This window comes from Paraburkholderia kururiensis, assembly GCF_034424375.1.
Taxonomy (GTDB): Bacteria; Pseudomonadota; Gammaproteobacteria; order Burkholderiales; family Burkholderiaceae; genus Paraburkholderia; species Paraburkholderia kururiensis_A.
Genome location: NZ_CP139965.1, coordinates 6,357,397 through 6,372,328 on the forward strand (window position 1 = coordinate 6,357,397; position 14,932 = coordinate 6,372,328).

Below are 14,932 nucleotides of genomic sequence, written 5' to 3' on the forward strand. Positions count from 1 at the left end.
GCGCGCTCTCCTCGCCACGCAAGGAGAACACCTGGCCGCAGCGCGACGCCTGATTCCTCACTGAGCTTTTTCACCGATCTCACTGAACGCGAGCGCTGCGCATTGAGCCACGATCCGACTCCTTCGCTTCGGCCTTCCGCCTGTCCCGCGCTGACGCGCATCGTCAGCGCACGCGACGGCGGGTTGTGCCGCATCAAGCTGCCCGGCGGCGAGCTGCACGCCGAACAGGCCATCGCGATTGCCGAGGCGGCAAGCGAACATGCCGGCGGTGTGATCGAACTGACGAACCGGTCCAACGTGCAACTGCGCGGCGTGCGCGCCGGCCACGAGCCCGCGTTGATTGCGCGGCTGCTCGCGGCAGGGCTCGGGCCGCGGCAGTTTCCGGATGCGTCGCCTCTTGCGTCCAAGGCGTCGTGCGACGCGCCGTTGTCGACGCCACGCCTTGCCGCCGCCGACGACGTGCGCAACGTGATGGCGAGTCCCTCCGCGGGCCGCGACATCGGCGCACTCGTCGACACGCGGCATCTCGCCGCACAACTGCTCGCGCTGCTGGAAGGCGAGCCGCGTTTCGCCGCGCTCTCGCCGAAGTTCGCGTTGCTGCTCGACGGCGGCGAACGGCTCGCGGCGCTCGATCATCCGCACGACATCTGGCTCTCGGCCATCGCGCCGGAACAGCACGCCGGCCAAACCTGGTTCGCGTTCGGCCTGGCGGGCGAACCGTCGTGCACGCAGCGTTGCGCGCTCGCCGCCGTGCAGGCGGTCGACGTGCCCGCGCTGGTTCGTGCGCTGCTCACGCTGTTCCTCGACCTCGCCCGCCCCGAAGAGACGCGCATGCGCCACCTCGTCGCCGCGCACGGCGAGATCGCGCTGCTCGAACACCTGGCATACCGTATCGATTTTCCGCTGCGCCGTGACGCCGCCGTCGACGCATGGCGCCGCGCGCCCGCCGACGCATCGCTGCGATTCGGCGCTCACCGGCAACGCGATGGCGAACGGTGGTACGTAGGCGCGCAGCCGCCGCTCGGCCGCCTCGATGCGCCCACGCTGCGCGAACTCGCGCGGCTCGCACAACAGACCGCCGCCACGCTGCGCGCCACGCCGTGGCAAGGCGTGCTGCTGGTCGACGTCGAAGCGTCCGCGGTACCGCAGGTCCAACGCGCTCTGGATGCACTCGGACTGATTCAGGACGCGCGCCATCCGCTCGCAAGACTCGTTGCGTGCGCGGGCTCGCCCGGTTGCATGAAGGCGCACGCCGACACCAAAGCCGATGCCCTCGCACTCGCGCCGCATCTGCCAGACGACGTGCAAGTTCACGTGAGCGGCTGTGTGCGCTCGTGCGCCGCCGCGCACTGCGCGCCCTACACGCTGCTCGCCGTGGAGCCGGGCCGCTACGACGTCTATCGGCGCGTCGAACAGGCGGCCGCACAATCGCCGTCCGACGAAAGCGGCGCCCTCGGCGCAGGCCCCGCCACCCCGCGCTTCGGCGAACGCCTCGACACCCATCTCACCCTCGACCAGGCCACGCGCGTGCTTCACGCGGCGCGCCTCGCGTACGGAGTTTCTTCCCATGCTTGATTACGTCCGCGACGGCCAGGCCATCTATCGCGCGTCTTTCGCGACGATCCGCGCCGAGGCCGACCTCTCCCGCATCCCGCCCGACCTCGAAAAGCTCGCGGTGCGCGTGATCCACGCGTGCGGCATGGTCGATATCGTCGATGCGCTCAAGTTTTCGCCGGGCGCGGGCACGGCAGGGCGCGATGCGCTCAAACGCGGCGCGCCGATTCTCTGCGATGCCCGCATGGTGGCCGAAGGCGTCACGCGCGCGCGGTTGCCCGCGGCGAACCCGGTGCTCTGCACGCTCGGCGACCCGGCCGTGCCCGCGCTTGCAAGCGAGCTTGGCAACACGCGGTCGGCGGCGGCGCTCGAACTCTGGCGTCCTCATCTGGCCGGCAGCGTGGTCGCCATCGGCAATGCGCCCACCGCGCTTTTCTATCTGCTCGACATGCTCGACGCGGGCGCACCGCGGCCCGCGCTGATTCTGGGCTTTCCCGTGGGATTCGTCGGCGCCGCCGAATCGAAAGCGATGCTCGCCGCCGACAGCCGCGGCGTGCCGTTCGTGATCGTGGAAGGCCGGCGCGGCGGCAGCGCGATGGCCGCGGCCGCCGTCAACGCGCTGGCCTCGGAGGCTGAATGACAACAGCGCGAACGACAGAGCGCACGACACCGCGCGGACGGCTCTACGGCATCGGCGTGGGCCCCGGCGACCCCGAACTGCTCACGCTCAAGGCACTGCGGTTGCTCAAGGCCGCGCCCGTGGTGGCGTACTTCGTCGCGAAGGGCAAGAAGGGCAACGCGTTCAGCATTGTCGAAGCGCACCTGGCCGGCGAGCAGATCCAGTTGCCGCTCGTCTACCCCGTGACGACCGAAGCGCTCGCCCCGCCGCTTTCGTACGAGGCGATCATCGCCGACTTCTACGACACGGCGGCCGCCGTGGTGAGCGCGCATCTGGAGGCGGGCCGCGACGTGGCCGTGATATGCGAGGGCGACCCGTTTTTCTACGGCTCGTACATGTACCTGCACGATCGCCTCGCGCCCCACTTCGACGTGGACGTGGTGCCCGGTGTCTGCTCGATGCTGGGCGGCGCGGCGGTGCTGGGTGCGCCGCTCGTCTATCGCAACCAGAGCCTGTCGGTGCTCTCCGGCGTGCTGCCCGAAGACGAACTGCGCCGCCGCCTCATGGATGCGGATGCGGCCGTCGTCATGAAGCTGGGCCGCAACTTCGAGAAGGTGCGGCGCGTGCTGGACGAACTGGGCCTCGCGAGCCGCGCGCTCTACGTGGAGCGCGCCACGATGGCGAACCAGCGCATCGTGCCGCTCGCCGAAGTGGACCCGATGGCGTCGCCGTATTTTTCGCTGCTCGTCGTGCCGGGGGAAAGATGGCAAGGGTAAGCACGCCGCCCGCGATCGTCGTGCTGGGACCCGGGGCGCTCGGCACGGCGCGGCGCATTCAGGCCTGCTATGCGGGCGCGCAATTGCACGGGCTGCATGCGCGCGTGGACGCCGACGTGACCTTCACCGAACTCGGCGTCCATCTGCGCACGCTCTACGCGCAGGGCACGCCCATCGTGGTGCTGTGCGCGGCGGGCATCGTGATTCGCAGCCTCGCGCCCGCGCTGGCGAACAAGGGCAGCGAGCCGCCCGTGCTCGCCGTGGCCGAAGACGGCAGCGCCGTCGTGCCGCTGCTGGGCGGCCTTGCGGGCGTCAACGTGATGGCGCGCGAGATTGCCGCGGCGCTCGGCGTAGCACCCGCCATCACGACGAGCGGCGAGCTGCGCTTCGGCACGTGCCTGCTCAATCCGCCGGAAGGCTACGCGCTTGCGAGCCTCGAGCAAGGCAAGCGTTTCGTCTCCGATCTGCTCGCGGGCGAACATACGCGCATCGAAGGCGAAGCACCCTGGCTCGACCGCGTGCCGCTGCCCGTTGACGAATCGGCGCGGCTCACGATCCGCGTGACGGCGCAGGCATCGGACGAACGCCGCGATGAACTCGTGGTGCATCCGAAGAGCGTGGTGGCGGCGGTGTGGGCTTCGAGCGCGCCGGACAGCGCGCATGCGGCTTGCAACGATGGCGCAGCGCACGACCTGCGAACGAACGACAACGCGAGCGGCGAAGAGAACGACCTGGACGCCACCGACGGCGCGATCGCAGCACGACGACTCAACAGCCGTTCCAACTCCGATGGCGAACGCGACTCGACCGGCACGTCCATCACGAACGCCGCCGCCTCCATCGTGCACCGCGTGCGCGAGGCGCTGCGCGCGCAAGGTTTGGCTCCGCTCGCGCTCGCCGCCTTGCTCACGCCCGAAGAGCGCATGGACGACGAGGCCCTCGAAGAAGCGGCGCGTTCATTGGGCGTGCCGCTTCGGTTCAGCGCCTCTGCTGACGCAACACTGCAAGGCAGCGCACCGCACGAGCGCGCCGGACAACTGCTCCGCGCAGCGTTGCGCGTGCCTCACGACATCCATACGCACCGCAACGGTATCGCCCTCGCCGTTGCATCACAGTCTGTTACCTCGGCGCTGCCGGGCAAAGCGCGCGGACGCGTGACCGTGGTGGGCCTCGGCCCCGGCAGCGCCGACCTGATGGTGCCGGCCGCGCGCGCGGCGCTCGCCGATGCCACCGACGTCCTCGGCTACGCGACCTACGTGAACATGGCCGGCCCCTTCCGCGACGATCAGCGCGTGCATCCCACGGACAACCGCGAAGAGCTTCAGCGCGCGCGCCACGCATTCGCGCTCGCGAGCGAGGGGCGGCGCGTGGCGATCGTCTCGTCCGGCGACCCCGGCGTGTTCGCCATGGCAGCCGCCGTGCTCGAAGCGCTGGATACCGCGGACGACCCGCGCTGGCGCAAGGTGGCGCTCGCCATCGTGCCGGGCATCTCGGCGGCCATGGCCACGGCGGCGCAGGCGGGCGCGCCGCTGGGCCACGACTTCTGCATGCTCTCGCTCTCGGACAACCTCAAGCCGTGGCGCATCATCGAGCAACGGCTGCGCCACGCCGCCGAGGCCGATCTGGTGATGGCGTTCTACAACCCGATCTCGCGCGCGCGGCCCTGGCAGCTCGACCGCGCGCTCGACATCGTGCGCGGCTACCGCGCGCCGCAAACGCGCGTGGTGCTGGGCCGCGACATCGGCCGGCCCGGCGCCACGCTCGTCACGACGACGCTGGGCGCGCTGCGCGCCGATCAGGTGGACATGCGCACGATGGTGATCGTCGGGTCGTCGACCACGCGCGGCGTGGCGGGCGGCCCGCACGGCGAGTGGATCTATACGCCGCGGTGGTACGAGGCGTGATGGCGAGCCCGCGCGCCGCGTTTCAGCCGTGCGCGCTTGAGCACGCTCCGCTTGCCCTCACGCGATCAACGTTTCCGCCCGCACCCACTCCGCGCCCCACGCCTGCGCGAGCCGGCCGCAGACCTGAAGCGCCGGCACGTGGCGCTCGAAGTCCACGAACACGATGCGGTCGGCCCAGGCCGGCTTCGCGGGACGCTCGCTGCTGCGGCCGTCGGTGAGAATCCACAGCGTGCGGTGCTGGGCCGGCTGTCTGCGCGCGGCGCGCTTAAGCACCTGACCCGCCGCACGCAGGCCGAGCGCGAACGGCGTTCCGCCTCCGCCGCCCACCGGCGCGAGCCACCGTTCGTTCCACCATCGCGGCACGGCGGGACCGAAGCGCACGTCGGCGCGCATACCGCCGAAAGAGACCAGCGCCACTTCGACGCGCGCGCGTGCGGCAGAATCGAAGCAGCGCACCAGCAAACCTTTGGCGAGCGCAAGCCGTTCGCCACCCAGCATCGACGCCGAGCAGTCCAGCACGAAGCAATGCAGCTCGCCTCGCGGCGCGGTTTCGTGCACGTAACGCAGATGGTCCGCGCGCAGCGGCACATTGCGCTTGCGCGCGAAGGTGGCGGGCCACGCGATGCGCGTGCTGCCGCCTGTGCCGATGCTCGTGCGAGGTCCGCCATCGCGCCGTGCGCTCACGCCCACTTCACCCGGCCATCGGAATCCGCTGCGCGAGTCAGCGGCGGCGCCTTCCCGATGGCTCAGCGTTTTTTTGCGGACAGCGGGATCACACCCTTCACGTTCGCCATGCCCGTGTGCTCGGGCGCGAGGTAGCCCCAGTCGCGCTCGCCGCTTGCGTTCGGCGTGCCGGCGGCCGGCGCTCCGGCATCGGACTGAGCCGATGAGCCGGCTGCTGGCGAATCATGACGAACGGCGCCGCCTTCCGCGGTACGGCCCTTCCCTTCATGCGCCGCGCCGGCCATGTCGTCCTGCGGCGCGGACGACGCCCCAGGCAACGACGCCCCATCGCCATGCTGCGCTCGCGCCTGCTCACGCCGCCGATGCCGCAGCACCGCGGGCGCGACGCGCTCCACATGCCCCGTCGTGATCGCCGTGGCCCGCTCCAGCGCGGCCAGTGCCCGCGCTGCACGCAGCATGACGAGGTCCGCGCGCAGACCGTCCACGCCGGCTTCGATGCAACGCGCGCTCACGTCAGCGTGAACGGCATCGTCGAAGGCAAGCGACGGCAGTGCCTCACGCGCCTCGCGGATACGTTGCGCGAGGGCTCGCTGCTCGTCGGCATAGATACGGCAAAATGCTTCGGGATCCGTATCGAATGCGAGCCGCGCTTTCACGATCTGCTGCCGCGTGGCCACATCGAAGCAATTGTCGAGTTCGACCATCAGCCCAAAGCGGTCCAGCAGTTGCGGACGCAGTTCACCCTCTTCCGGGTTCATGGTGCCAATCAGCACGAAGCGCGCCGCGTGGCTGTGGGAAACGCCGTCGCGCTCCACTACGTTCACGCCGCTCGCGGCCGCGTCGAGCACGGCATCCACGAGCGCGTCGTCGAGCAGGTTGACCTCGTCCACGTAAAGCACGCCGTTGTGGGCCTGCGCGAGCAGGCCCGGCGCAAACGTCACGCTGCCGCCGCGCAGCGCTTCGTTCAGATCGAGCGAGCCGACAAGCCGTTCCTCGGTAGCGCCGAGCGGCAGCGTGACGAAGCGGCCCTCGGGCAGCAGTTCGGCCAGCGAGCGCGCCGCCGTCGATTTCGCCGTGCCGCGCGGCCCGCTCACGAGCACGCCGCCCACGCCGGGGTCCACGGCGGCAAGCAACAGCGCTTCGCGCAACGCGGTCTGCCCGACCAGCGCGCTGAAGGGAAAGAGCCGCGGCAATACGCCGGGCACGCATGCGCCGCTTGAACTCACGATGACCTCTCTTCAATGCGCTCGTCGATGGCGAGCAACTGGCTTTCGATCTGCGCGCGCCGTTCGCCGGGCGCCTGCCACAGGCCGCGATCCATCGCCTCGATCAGCCGCTCGCACACCGAACGCAGCGCGTGCGGATTGTGCTGCTGCATGAAAGCGCGCGTGTCGGCGTCGTTGACGTAGGCGTCGGCAACGAGCGCGTATTGATGGTCCGCGACCACGCGCGCGGTCGCGTCGTAGCCGAACAGGTAGTCCACGGTCGCGGCAATCTCCGCGGCGCCCTTGTAGCCGTGCCGCTTCACACCGTCCAGCCACTTCGGGTTGACCACACGCGAGCGGATCACGCGCGCCATCTCTTCGGCGAGCGGACGCACGCGCGGTGCGGCCGGGTTGCTGTGGTCGCCGTGATAGACCGCCGGCTGCTGTCCCGCGAAGTGGCGCACGGCCGCGGTCATGCCGCCGTGGAACTGGTGGTAGTCGTTCGAATCGAGCACGTCGTGCTCGCGGTTGTCCTGGTTCTGGAGCACGACGTCGATGGCGGCGAGCCGCGTGGCGAACGCGCCCTGCGCGGCTTCGCCCGCGCCCGCCTGCGTGTACGCGTAGCCGCCCCACGCGCGATACGCCTCGGCCAGGTCTTCGTCGGTCTGCCACTGGCGCGTGTCGATCATCTGCTGCAGGCCCGCGCCGTAGGCACCCGGACGCGCGCTGAACACGCGCCAGCCGGCACGCTTGCGGGCCTCCTGCGCGTCGAGCCCGCGCGCCATCCACGCATCGCGCTCGCGCAGCACACGGGCGCGGATGGGGTTCATGTCCTCGGGCTCGTCGTCCAGTTCGGCCACGGCCTGCACCGCCGCGTCGAACAGATGCATCACGTTCGGAAACGCGTCGCGAAAGAAGCCGGACACGCGCAACGTGACGTCGATGCGCGGACGCTCCAGCGCGCCCGCCGGCAGAATCTCGAAGTCCGTCACGCGATGGCTGCCCGCCGCCCACTTCGGCCGCACGCCGATGAGCGCGAGCGCCTGGGCGATGTCGTCGCCGCCCGTGCGCATGGTCGCCGTGCCCCAGACCGAGAGACCAACGGCTCGCGGATAGTCGCCGTGCTCCTGCAGATGCCGCTCCACCAGTTGACGCGCCGACTTCACGCCCAGCGCCCACGCGGCCTGGGTGGGGATGGCGCGCGTATCGACGGAATAGAAGTTGCGGCCTGTGGGCAGCACGTCGGGGCGTCCGCGCGACGGCGAGCCGCTGGGGCCCGGCGGCACGAAGCGGCCTTCCAGGCCACGCGTGAGCTGGCGCAGTTCTTCGCCGCCGCAGGCATCGAGGCGCGGCAGCACGTCGTCGCGCAGACGGTGCAGCACCTGGCTCGCGAGCGGCAAGGCGCGCGCTGTCTGCGTGGCATCGAGCAAACCGGCAACGCGGGATGGCCCCGCATCCGCGCGAGCCGCTTCTGCCGCTTCTGCCGCATCAATCCCTTCAGCCGCATCGCCCGCCGTCGCTTCGCACACCCCTTCGAGCAACACCGCCGCCAGCTGCTCCAGCCGTTCGCGCGTGTCGCCGTTATGGCGCCACGGCGCATCGCTCACGGCTTCGAGCCACGCGGGCCGCGGCCCCGTCCACGGCGTGGACCATTCCGCCGTGAGCGGATCGAAACAATCGGCCATGCCCAGGTCTTTCGCGAGCGCATCGATCAAGCCCGCGTTCGCGCCCTGCCCGTCGCCGCATGGAAAGCGGCCGAGCGCGAGCAGCGTGTCGCGTCGCTCGCGTCCTTGCGGCGAATGGCCGAACACGTGCAGGCCGTCGCGAATCTGCGCTTCCTTCAGTTCGCAGAGCCATGCGTCCACGCGCACGAGCAGCGCCTCTTCCTCGTCGGGTCCGCTCGGCTTGGCGACGCTCAGTTCCTCGTGCAACCGATGCTTCGCGATGGTGTCGAGGATGCTCGCGCGCAGCAGCTTCGCGCGCCGCGCGTCGACCATCAGCGCCTCGTAGTACTCGTCGACCTGGCGTTCGAGATCCTGCATGGGCCCATAGTTTTCGGCGCGCGTGAGCGGCGGCATCAGATGGTCGACGATCACCGCATGCGCGCGCCGTTTCGCCTGGCTGCCCTCGCCGGGATCGTTGACGATGAACGGATAGAGATGCGGCGTGGGGCCGAGCGTGAGGTCGGGCCAGCACTGCGCGCTCAGTGCCACGCTCTTGCCGGGCAGCCATTCGAGACTGCCGTGCTTGCCCACGTGGACGATCGCGTCCACGCCGAACGTGTGGCGCAGCCAGAAGTAGAACGCGAGATACGCATGCGGCGGCACGAGGTCGGCGTCGTGATAGCTCGCGTAGTCCGCCGCCTCGCGCGAGCGCGACGGCTGAATGCCCACGAACACGTGGCCGCAGCGCCATCCCGCGATCATGAAGCGGCCGCGGCGCACGGTCGGGTCCTGCTCGGGCGGGCCCCAGCGTGCGTTCAGCGCGGTCCGCACGTCGGCAGGCAGTGCATCGAAGTGCGCGAGGTAGTCGTCGAGGGCGAGGCTCTGCAACGCGGGGCGCAGGTCGCGCACCGTGGGGTCGTTCGTGACGCCTTCAGTCAGGCGGTCCATCAACGCGGCGCCATCCGCCGGCACCTCGGGCACGCGATAGCCTTCGGCACGCAGCGTGCCGAGAATGCTCACCACCGATGCAGGCGTATCGAGCCCCACGCCGTTGCCGATGCGCCCTTCGCTCATCGGATAGTTGGCGAGCACAAGCGCCACGCGCTTGTCGCCGTTCGGCAGGCTGCGCAGGCGGCACCAGCGCCGGCTCAGTTCGGCCACGAACGCCACGCGTTCCGCGTCGGGCTGATAGCGCACCACGTCCACTTCGGTATGCGGGCAACGCCAAGCAAAGCCCTTGAAGCTCACGGCGCGCGTGACGATGCGCCCGTCCACCTCGGGCAGCGCGACGTGCATGGCGATGTCGCGCGAATGCAGGCCCTGGTTGTCCTTGAGCCAGTCGTCGCGATTGCCGGAACTCAGAATCACCTGGAACACGGGCGCGTCGCCGGTGAGCGCGGGCGATGCCGGGCCGCCGGGATCGTCCAGAGACGAAGCTGCGAACGCCGTCGTATTGAGCACAAGCGCGACGTTATGGTCGGCGCACAACTGCGCCACGACGTCGCGACTCATCGCGTCTTTCAGCGACGTCACGGCGATGGGCAACGGGTTCATGCCGCGTGCTTCGAGTGCTTCGATCAGCGCGTCGAACACCGCCGTGTTGGCGGCCTGCACGTGCGCACGATAGAACAGCAACGCGACGACCGGCGCGCCTTCACGCCAGCGCGCCTGCCAGTCCGCGACCGTCGGCACGGTGGCTGCGCTGCGGGATGCGTCTGCAAGATTCGCCGGGTAGTAGAGCATCGCGGCCGGCAGCGGCACGGGCGGCGCCGGCTCGCGGCCCCAGCCGAGCGCGTGCCAGGCAATCGCGCGCAAGAACCCTTCGGCATTCGCGAGGCCGCCTTCGCGCAGGTAGCGCCACAGTTGCCGGCACAGCGCGGCGTCGGCGGTGCTTCGTGCAATGAGGTTCGGGTCTTCCTGCAAATCGCCCGAAAACATCGCGAGCGTCTGGCCCTTGCGCTGCGCGAGTTCCACGACACGCTCGATGCCGTAAGGCCAATACGCCTCGCCGCCCAGATGGTCCACCACGACCACGCGTGCATGCTGCAACACGTCGTCGATATAGAAGTCCACCGACGCCGGCTGGCGCAGGAACGCGACGTTCGCGAGCCGCAGGCTCGGGAAGCCCGCGCCCATGCGTTCGATCACGCTTGCGAGCAGCGAGAGCGTGGTGTCGGCCGAACTGAGCACGACGATGTCGGCCGGGCGCTGATCGATGCGGATCACGCCCGCCGTGTCGTCGACGAAACCGCCGGGTACGGTGCGCAGCAGATGCATGGCGGTCTAGCGTCCCGTGGCTTCGGCGGCGGCCGACGCGAGCGCTGCATCGAACGCTGCTTGCAGCACGGCCTGATCGAGGTCTTCGCCAATCAAGACGAAGCGGCTCGTACGCGTTTGGTGATCCATTTCGTCCTCACGCCAGCGGCGGTCGAAGTAGCTGTCGAAGCGGCGGCCCACGCCCTGAATGACGAGCCGCATCGGCGCGCCGGGCAGCGCCGCGAAGCCTTTCGCGCGATAGATGGTGTGGCGCTCCACGAGCGCGCCCAGCGCCGCGATGGCCGCGTCGCGCGTGGCCGGCGCGCCCGTCACGACGACGGAATCGAAGTCGTCGTGATGGTGATGATCGGGGTCGTTCGACGAGCCGTGATGGTCGGGGCGTTGATCGATGGTCGCTTCGGAGGCGGCCGCGAGCCCGAGCAACGCCGGCAGCGCCAGCTGGCCGCCCTGCGCGCGCAGAATCTTCACGTGCGGCGGCAGTTCTTCGCGAATCAGCGCCTCCACGGCGGCCTGCTGCGCCTCGCCGATGAGGTCGATCTTGTTGAGCACGACGAGATCCGCGGCGCTCAGTTGATCTTCGAACAGTTCGTGCAGCGGCGACTCGTGATCGAGATTCGGATCGGCGCGGCGCTGCGCGTCCACGGCGTTGGGGTCCGCGGCGAACTGACCGCTCGCGGCGGCGGGTCCGTCCACCATCGTCACGACGGCGTCGACGGTGAAGCTGTTGCGAATGGCTGGCCAGTTGAAGGCCTGCACGAGCGGCTTGGGCAGCGCGAGCCCGGACGTTTCGATCAGCACGTGGTCGATCTGCGCGCGCCGCTCCACGAGCGCTTCCATCACGGGGAAGAATTCTTCCTGCACCGTGCAGCAGAGGCACCCGTTCGCGAGTTCGTAGAGCTGGCCTGCGCTTTCGTTGCCGCTTTCGTCGCAGCCGATGCCGCAGCCCTTCAGTATTTCGCCGTCGATGCCGAGTTCGCCGAACTCGTTCACGATGACGGCAATGCGCAGGCCGTTGGCCTCGCGAAGAATGTGACGCAGCAGCGTAGTCTTGCCGCTGCCGAGAAAGCCCGTAACGATGGTGACGGGAATCTTGCGCATGGGTTCTGACATGCGGGGCCTCGAGGGTTCGGGTAGTGGCCGTGCCACGCCGCACGATGCGCGCCTCAGGCGTCGCATGGAAGGTGCATGAAGCAACCAGACTGCCGATAGCCGACGAAGCCACGCTGGAAAGCAGTCAGGCGCCCTGGCGGGTCGAGCCGATTGAGCAACGGCCGGCATGCGCATAACGCTGCCGACCCAGCGGAACGCCGCTCACCCGCAGCGCCCACTCTTCGCTCTGGCCGGTATCCGGGCTGGCGAAAGCGCCGCTTCACCTTCCCACGCGAGTGATGTTGTTTCTCGCGCAGTGGTTGCCTGCATGCGTGGCCTTGCGCGCATGCATCGAAGCCGGCTCCGCATCGCATGTCGCGATGCTTTCGCTTACCGTTGCGGGGGCAGCACAGTTTGGTTCGGACCGTGCGTCAATAGACGGCGAACCGCTGTTTCCCGTTTAACTGCGCGCGCAAGGAACGCGCGCGCGAGCACCAGATCGCCACGGAGTGTAGGTGCCGCGACGGGCCGCGTCAAGGAAGCCGGAGGGGACGGCGAAGGGCCTGTGCTATCGTATGCGCCCGCCTGCGAAGGGGCGCGTGGTCGATCGGGCGTCCACGCCGGCCCATCGAAATCCAGCCATCAACCCAGCCGATTCAACCCAGCATGAGCCGCCCTGCAATGCCGGATTCGTCGACCGACGCCAGCGACGGCGCCACACGCGGCCGCTCGCTCGTGCTCGGCATCGGCTGCCGGCGAGGGGTGTCGCTGGAGCAGATCGAGGTGGCGGTGTGGGCAGTGCTGGCCGACGTAGCGCGGCACGACGAGGCTGCACATCGCGCTTCGACATACATCGCCGAACACGTCGCCTGCATCGCCACCATCGACACGAAAGCACACGAGCCTGCCTTGCTCGCGTTCTGCGCGCGCCACGCGTTGCCGCTGAAGGTCTTTTGCGCCGACGAGATCGCCGCGTGTCTGCGCAAGCATCCAGGTCTCGTGCAGTCGCCGGTCGTGCTCGCCCATGCCAGCGTGGCCGGCGTGTGCGAGCCGTGCGCGCTGCTCGCCGCGCCGGGCGGGCGCCTCGTTGCAGCCAAGCGCGCTTACGACGGCGTGACCGTCGCCATTGCCGACACTCGCCGACAAGCAGGCATCGCGGCACAGCAGTTCATCCAGCCACCCATGAGGACACCATGAAGACCGATCCCGACTCGCATCAGCGCATGACGCAACGGCGCCGCGAAGGGCACGAGAAGAAGCAGGCGGCGGCCACCGTCGAAAAGGGTTTGCTGATCGTGCACACCGGCAACGGCAAGGGCAAGAGCACCGCCGCCTTCGGCATGGGCGTGCGCATGCTGGGCCACGGCCAGCGCCTGGGCGTCGTGCAGTTCATCAAGGGCGCGCTGCACACGTCGGAGCGCGACTTCCTCGGCGCGCATCCGCAGTGCGATTTCGTCACGATGGGCGACGGCTACACCTGGAACACGCAGAACCGCGACGCCGACATCGCCACCGCGCGCAAGGGGTGGAACGAGGCCGTACGCATGATCGAAAGCGGCGAGTACTGCATGGTGATTCTCGACGAGCTGAACACGGTGCTGAAGTACGAATACCTGCCGCTCGACGAAGTGCTCGCGGTGCTGCAGGCGCGCGATGCGGCGCTGCATGTGGTCGTGACGGGCCGCCACGCGCCGGACGCGCTTGTCGATGCCGCCGACCTCGTCACCGAAATGCGGCTCGTCAAGCACCCGTATCGCGAGCAGGGCGTGAAGGCACAGCGCGGCGTGGAGTTCTGAGGTGACGCCTGTGCAGGACATGCAGCTTCGGCCGCGCTGCCCCGCCCTCTTCGTGAGCGCGCCCGCCTCGGGCCAGGGCAAGACCACGATCACCGCCGGCCTGGCCCGCCTGCATCGACGCGCCGGCCGCCGCGTGCGCGTCTTCAAGACCGGCCCGGACTTTCTCGACCCGATGATTCTCGCGTGCGCGAGCGGCGCGCCCGTGCAAACGCTGGACCTCTGGATGGTGGGCGAAGCGGCGTGCCGTCGACTGCTGGCCGAGGCGGCGCGCGAAGCCGACCTGATCCTGATCGAAGGCGTGATGGGCCTGTTCGACGGCACGCCCTCCAGCGCAGACCTCGCCGCCACCTTCAACGTGCCCGTGGCCGCCGTGATTTCAGCGAAAGCGATGGCGCAGACCTTCGGCGCCGTCGCCTTCGGCCTTGCGCGCTTTCGGGCCGACGTGCCGTTCTACGGCGTGCTCGCGAACCACGTGGGCTCGGCGCGTCATGCGCAGATGCTGGAAAGCGCCCTGCCCGACCCCATCCGTTGGCTCGGCCACGTGGCGCCGGCCGCGCAGATGGCCCTACCCGACCGGCACCTGGGCCTGCATCAGGCCGATGAAATAGACGACCTCGAAGCGCGCATCGAACGTGCGGCGGATGCGCTGGCCGATACCGCGCTGGCTCAGTTGCCGCCCGCCGTGGAATTCGCGGCCGAGCCTTGCGAGGCGTTGCCGCCGCTGCTCGCGGGCCGGCATATCGCCGTGGCGCGCGACGCCGCGTTCTCGTTCATCTATCCCGCGAACCTCGCGCTGCTCGACGCGCTGGGCGCGCGCGTGAGCTTCGTATCGCCGCTCGCGGACGAACCCGTGCCCGACACCGCCGATGCGCTGTACCTGCCGGGCGGCTACCCCGAACTGCACGCGGCGACGCTGGCGGGCAATATGTACACCGGGGCGTCCATTCGCGCGCACGCGGCAAAACACAAGCCGATCGTCGCGGAATGCGGCGGCATGTTGTATCTCCTGGAAACGCTCACCGACGTGGAAGGCGAATCGACGCCCATGCTCGGTCTGCTGCCCGGCCACGCCGCGATGCAGGCGCGGCTCGCGGCACTCGGCATGCAGGCGCTCGACACGAAGCACGGCACGCTCACAGGGCACACGTTCCACTACTCGCGCATGACGACGCCGCTTGCGCCGCAGCGCTACACGCGCCATGCGCAAAGCGATGCCCAGGGCGAACCGGTATGGCGGCATGGGTCCGTCTTCGCGACCTACATGCATGGCTACTGGCCGTCGAATCCGGCGCTGATTGCTGCGCTCTTTCGAGGCGAGGCGTTCTGACGGCGGCAGCGGTGGCGGCAGCCGCTGCACGCTTTCA

11 protein-coding genes and 1 riboswitch are annotated in these 14,932 nt (G+C 69.5%); of the genes, 7 read left to right on the forward strand and 4 right to left on the reverse strand.

The features are described from left to right. Positions 1–102 precede the first annotated feature (102 nt). From cobG to cobJ, 4 genes are read left to right on the forward strand one after another with little or no spacing between them, the layout of a single operon-like run. A complete protein-coding gene (gene cobG, locus U0042_RS28415; protein ID WP_114814798.1) occupies positions 103–1,575 on the forward strand; it encodes a precorrin-3B synthase in 1,473 nt (490 codons plus the stop codon). Next, positions 1,568–2,194 carry a precorrin-8X methylmutase gene (locus tag U0042_RS28420; RefSeq protein ID WP_114814799.1) on the forward strand — a complete coding sequence of 209 codons (627 nt, stop codon included), beginning with the start codon at positions 1,568–1,570 and terminating at the stop codon, positions 2,192–2,194. The genes cobG and U0042_RS28420 overlap by 8 nt, the downstream gene beginning before the upstream one ends. Then, a complete protein-coding gene (locus tag U0042_RS28425; protein ID WP_114814800.1) occupies positions 2,191–2,949 on the forward strand; it encodes a precorrin-2 C(20)-methyltransferase in 759 nt (252 codons plus the stop codon). The genes U0042_RS28420 and U0042_RS28425 overlap by 4 nt, the downstream gene beginning before the upstream one ends. Continuing rightward, complete coding sequence (gene cobJ / locus U0042_RS28430; protein WP_114814801.1) at positions 2,937–4,853, forward strand: precorrin-3B C(17)-methyltransferase; 1,917 nt, start codon at positions 2,937–2,939, stop codon at positions 4,851–4,853. Before U0042_RS28425 ends, cobJ begins: the two co-directional genes overlap by 13 nt. A 57-nt stretch (positions 4,854–4,910) precedes the next feature. Here cobJ and U0042_RS28435 read toward each other — a convergent pair whose 3' ends face one another. From U0042_RS28435 to cobW, 4 genes are read right to left on the reverse strand one after another with little or no spacing between them, the layout of a single operon-like run. Beyond that, entirely contained in the window at positions 4,911–5,543 is a 633-nt protein-coding gene (locus U0042_RS28435) for a VWA domain-containing protein (protein WP_114814802.1), read from the reverse strand. 56 nt (positions 5,544–5,599) lie between these two features. Then, positions 5,600–6,763 carry an ATP-binding protein gene (locus tag U0042_RS28440; protein WP_114814803.1) on the reverse strand — a complete coding sequence of 388 codons (1,164 nt, stop codon included), beginning with the start codon at positions 6,761–6,763 and terminating at the stop codon, positions 5,600–5,602. After that, the gene (gene cobN / locus U0042_RS28445; RefSeq protein ID WP_114814804.1) at positions 6,760–10,683 is read right to left on the reverse strand and encodes a cobaltochelatase subunit CobN; all 3,924 of its coding nucleotides are present in this window, start codon (positions 10,681–10,683) and stop codon (positions 6,760–6,762) included. Before cobN ends, U0042_RS28440 begins: the two co-directional genes overlap by 4 nt. A gap of 6 nt (positions 10,684–10,689) precedes the next feature. After that, positions 10,690–11,793, reverse strand: a complete 1,104-nt coding sequence (gene cobW, locus U0042_RS28450; protein ID WP_114814805.1) for a cobalamin biosynthesis protein CobW — start codon at positions 11,791–11,793, stop codon at positions 10,690–10,692. Positions 11,794–12,003: 210 nt separating this feature from the next. Then, positions 12,004–12,286: riboswitch (cobalamin riboswitch) on the reverse strand. A 152-nt stretch (positions 12,287–12,438) separates the two neighbouring features. Here cobW and U0042_RS28455 point away from each other — a divergent pair. The 3 genes from U0042_RS28455 to U0042_RS28465 are packed head-to-tail and all read left to right on the forward strand — an operon-like array spanning position 12,439 to position 14,895. After that, complete coding sequence (locus tag U0042_RS28455; protein WP_232833587.1) at positions 12,439–12,969, forward strand: cobalamin biosynthesis protein; 531 nt, start codon at positions 12,439–12,441, stop codon at positions 12,967–12,969. Further along, positions 12,966–13,568 carry a cob(I)yrinic acid a,c-diamide adenosyltransferase gene (gene cobO / locus U0042_RS28460; protein ID WP_114814807.1) on the forward strand — a complete coding sequence of 201 codons (603 nt, stop codon included), beginning with the start codon at positions 12,966–12,968 and terminating at the stop codon, positions 13,566–13,568. Before U0042_RS28455 ends, cobO begins: the two co-directional genes overlap by 4 nt. A gap of 19 nt (positions 13,569–13,587) precedes the next feature. Continuing rightward, complete coding sequence (locus U0042_RS28465; RefSeq protein ID WP_114814839.1) at positions 13,588–14,895, forward strand: cobyrinate a,c-diamide synthase; 1,308 nt, start codon at positions 13,588–13,590, stop codon at positions 14,893–14,895. Positions 14,896–14,932 lie beyond the last annotated feature (37 nt).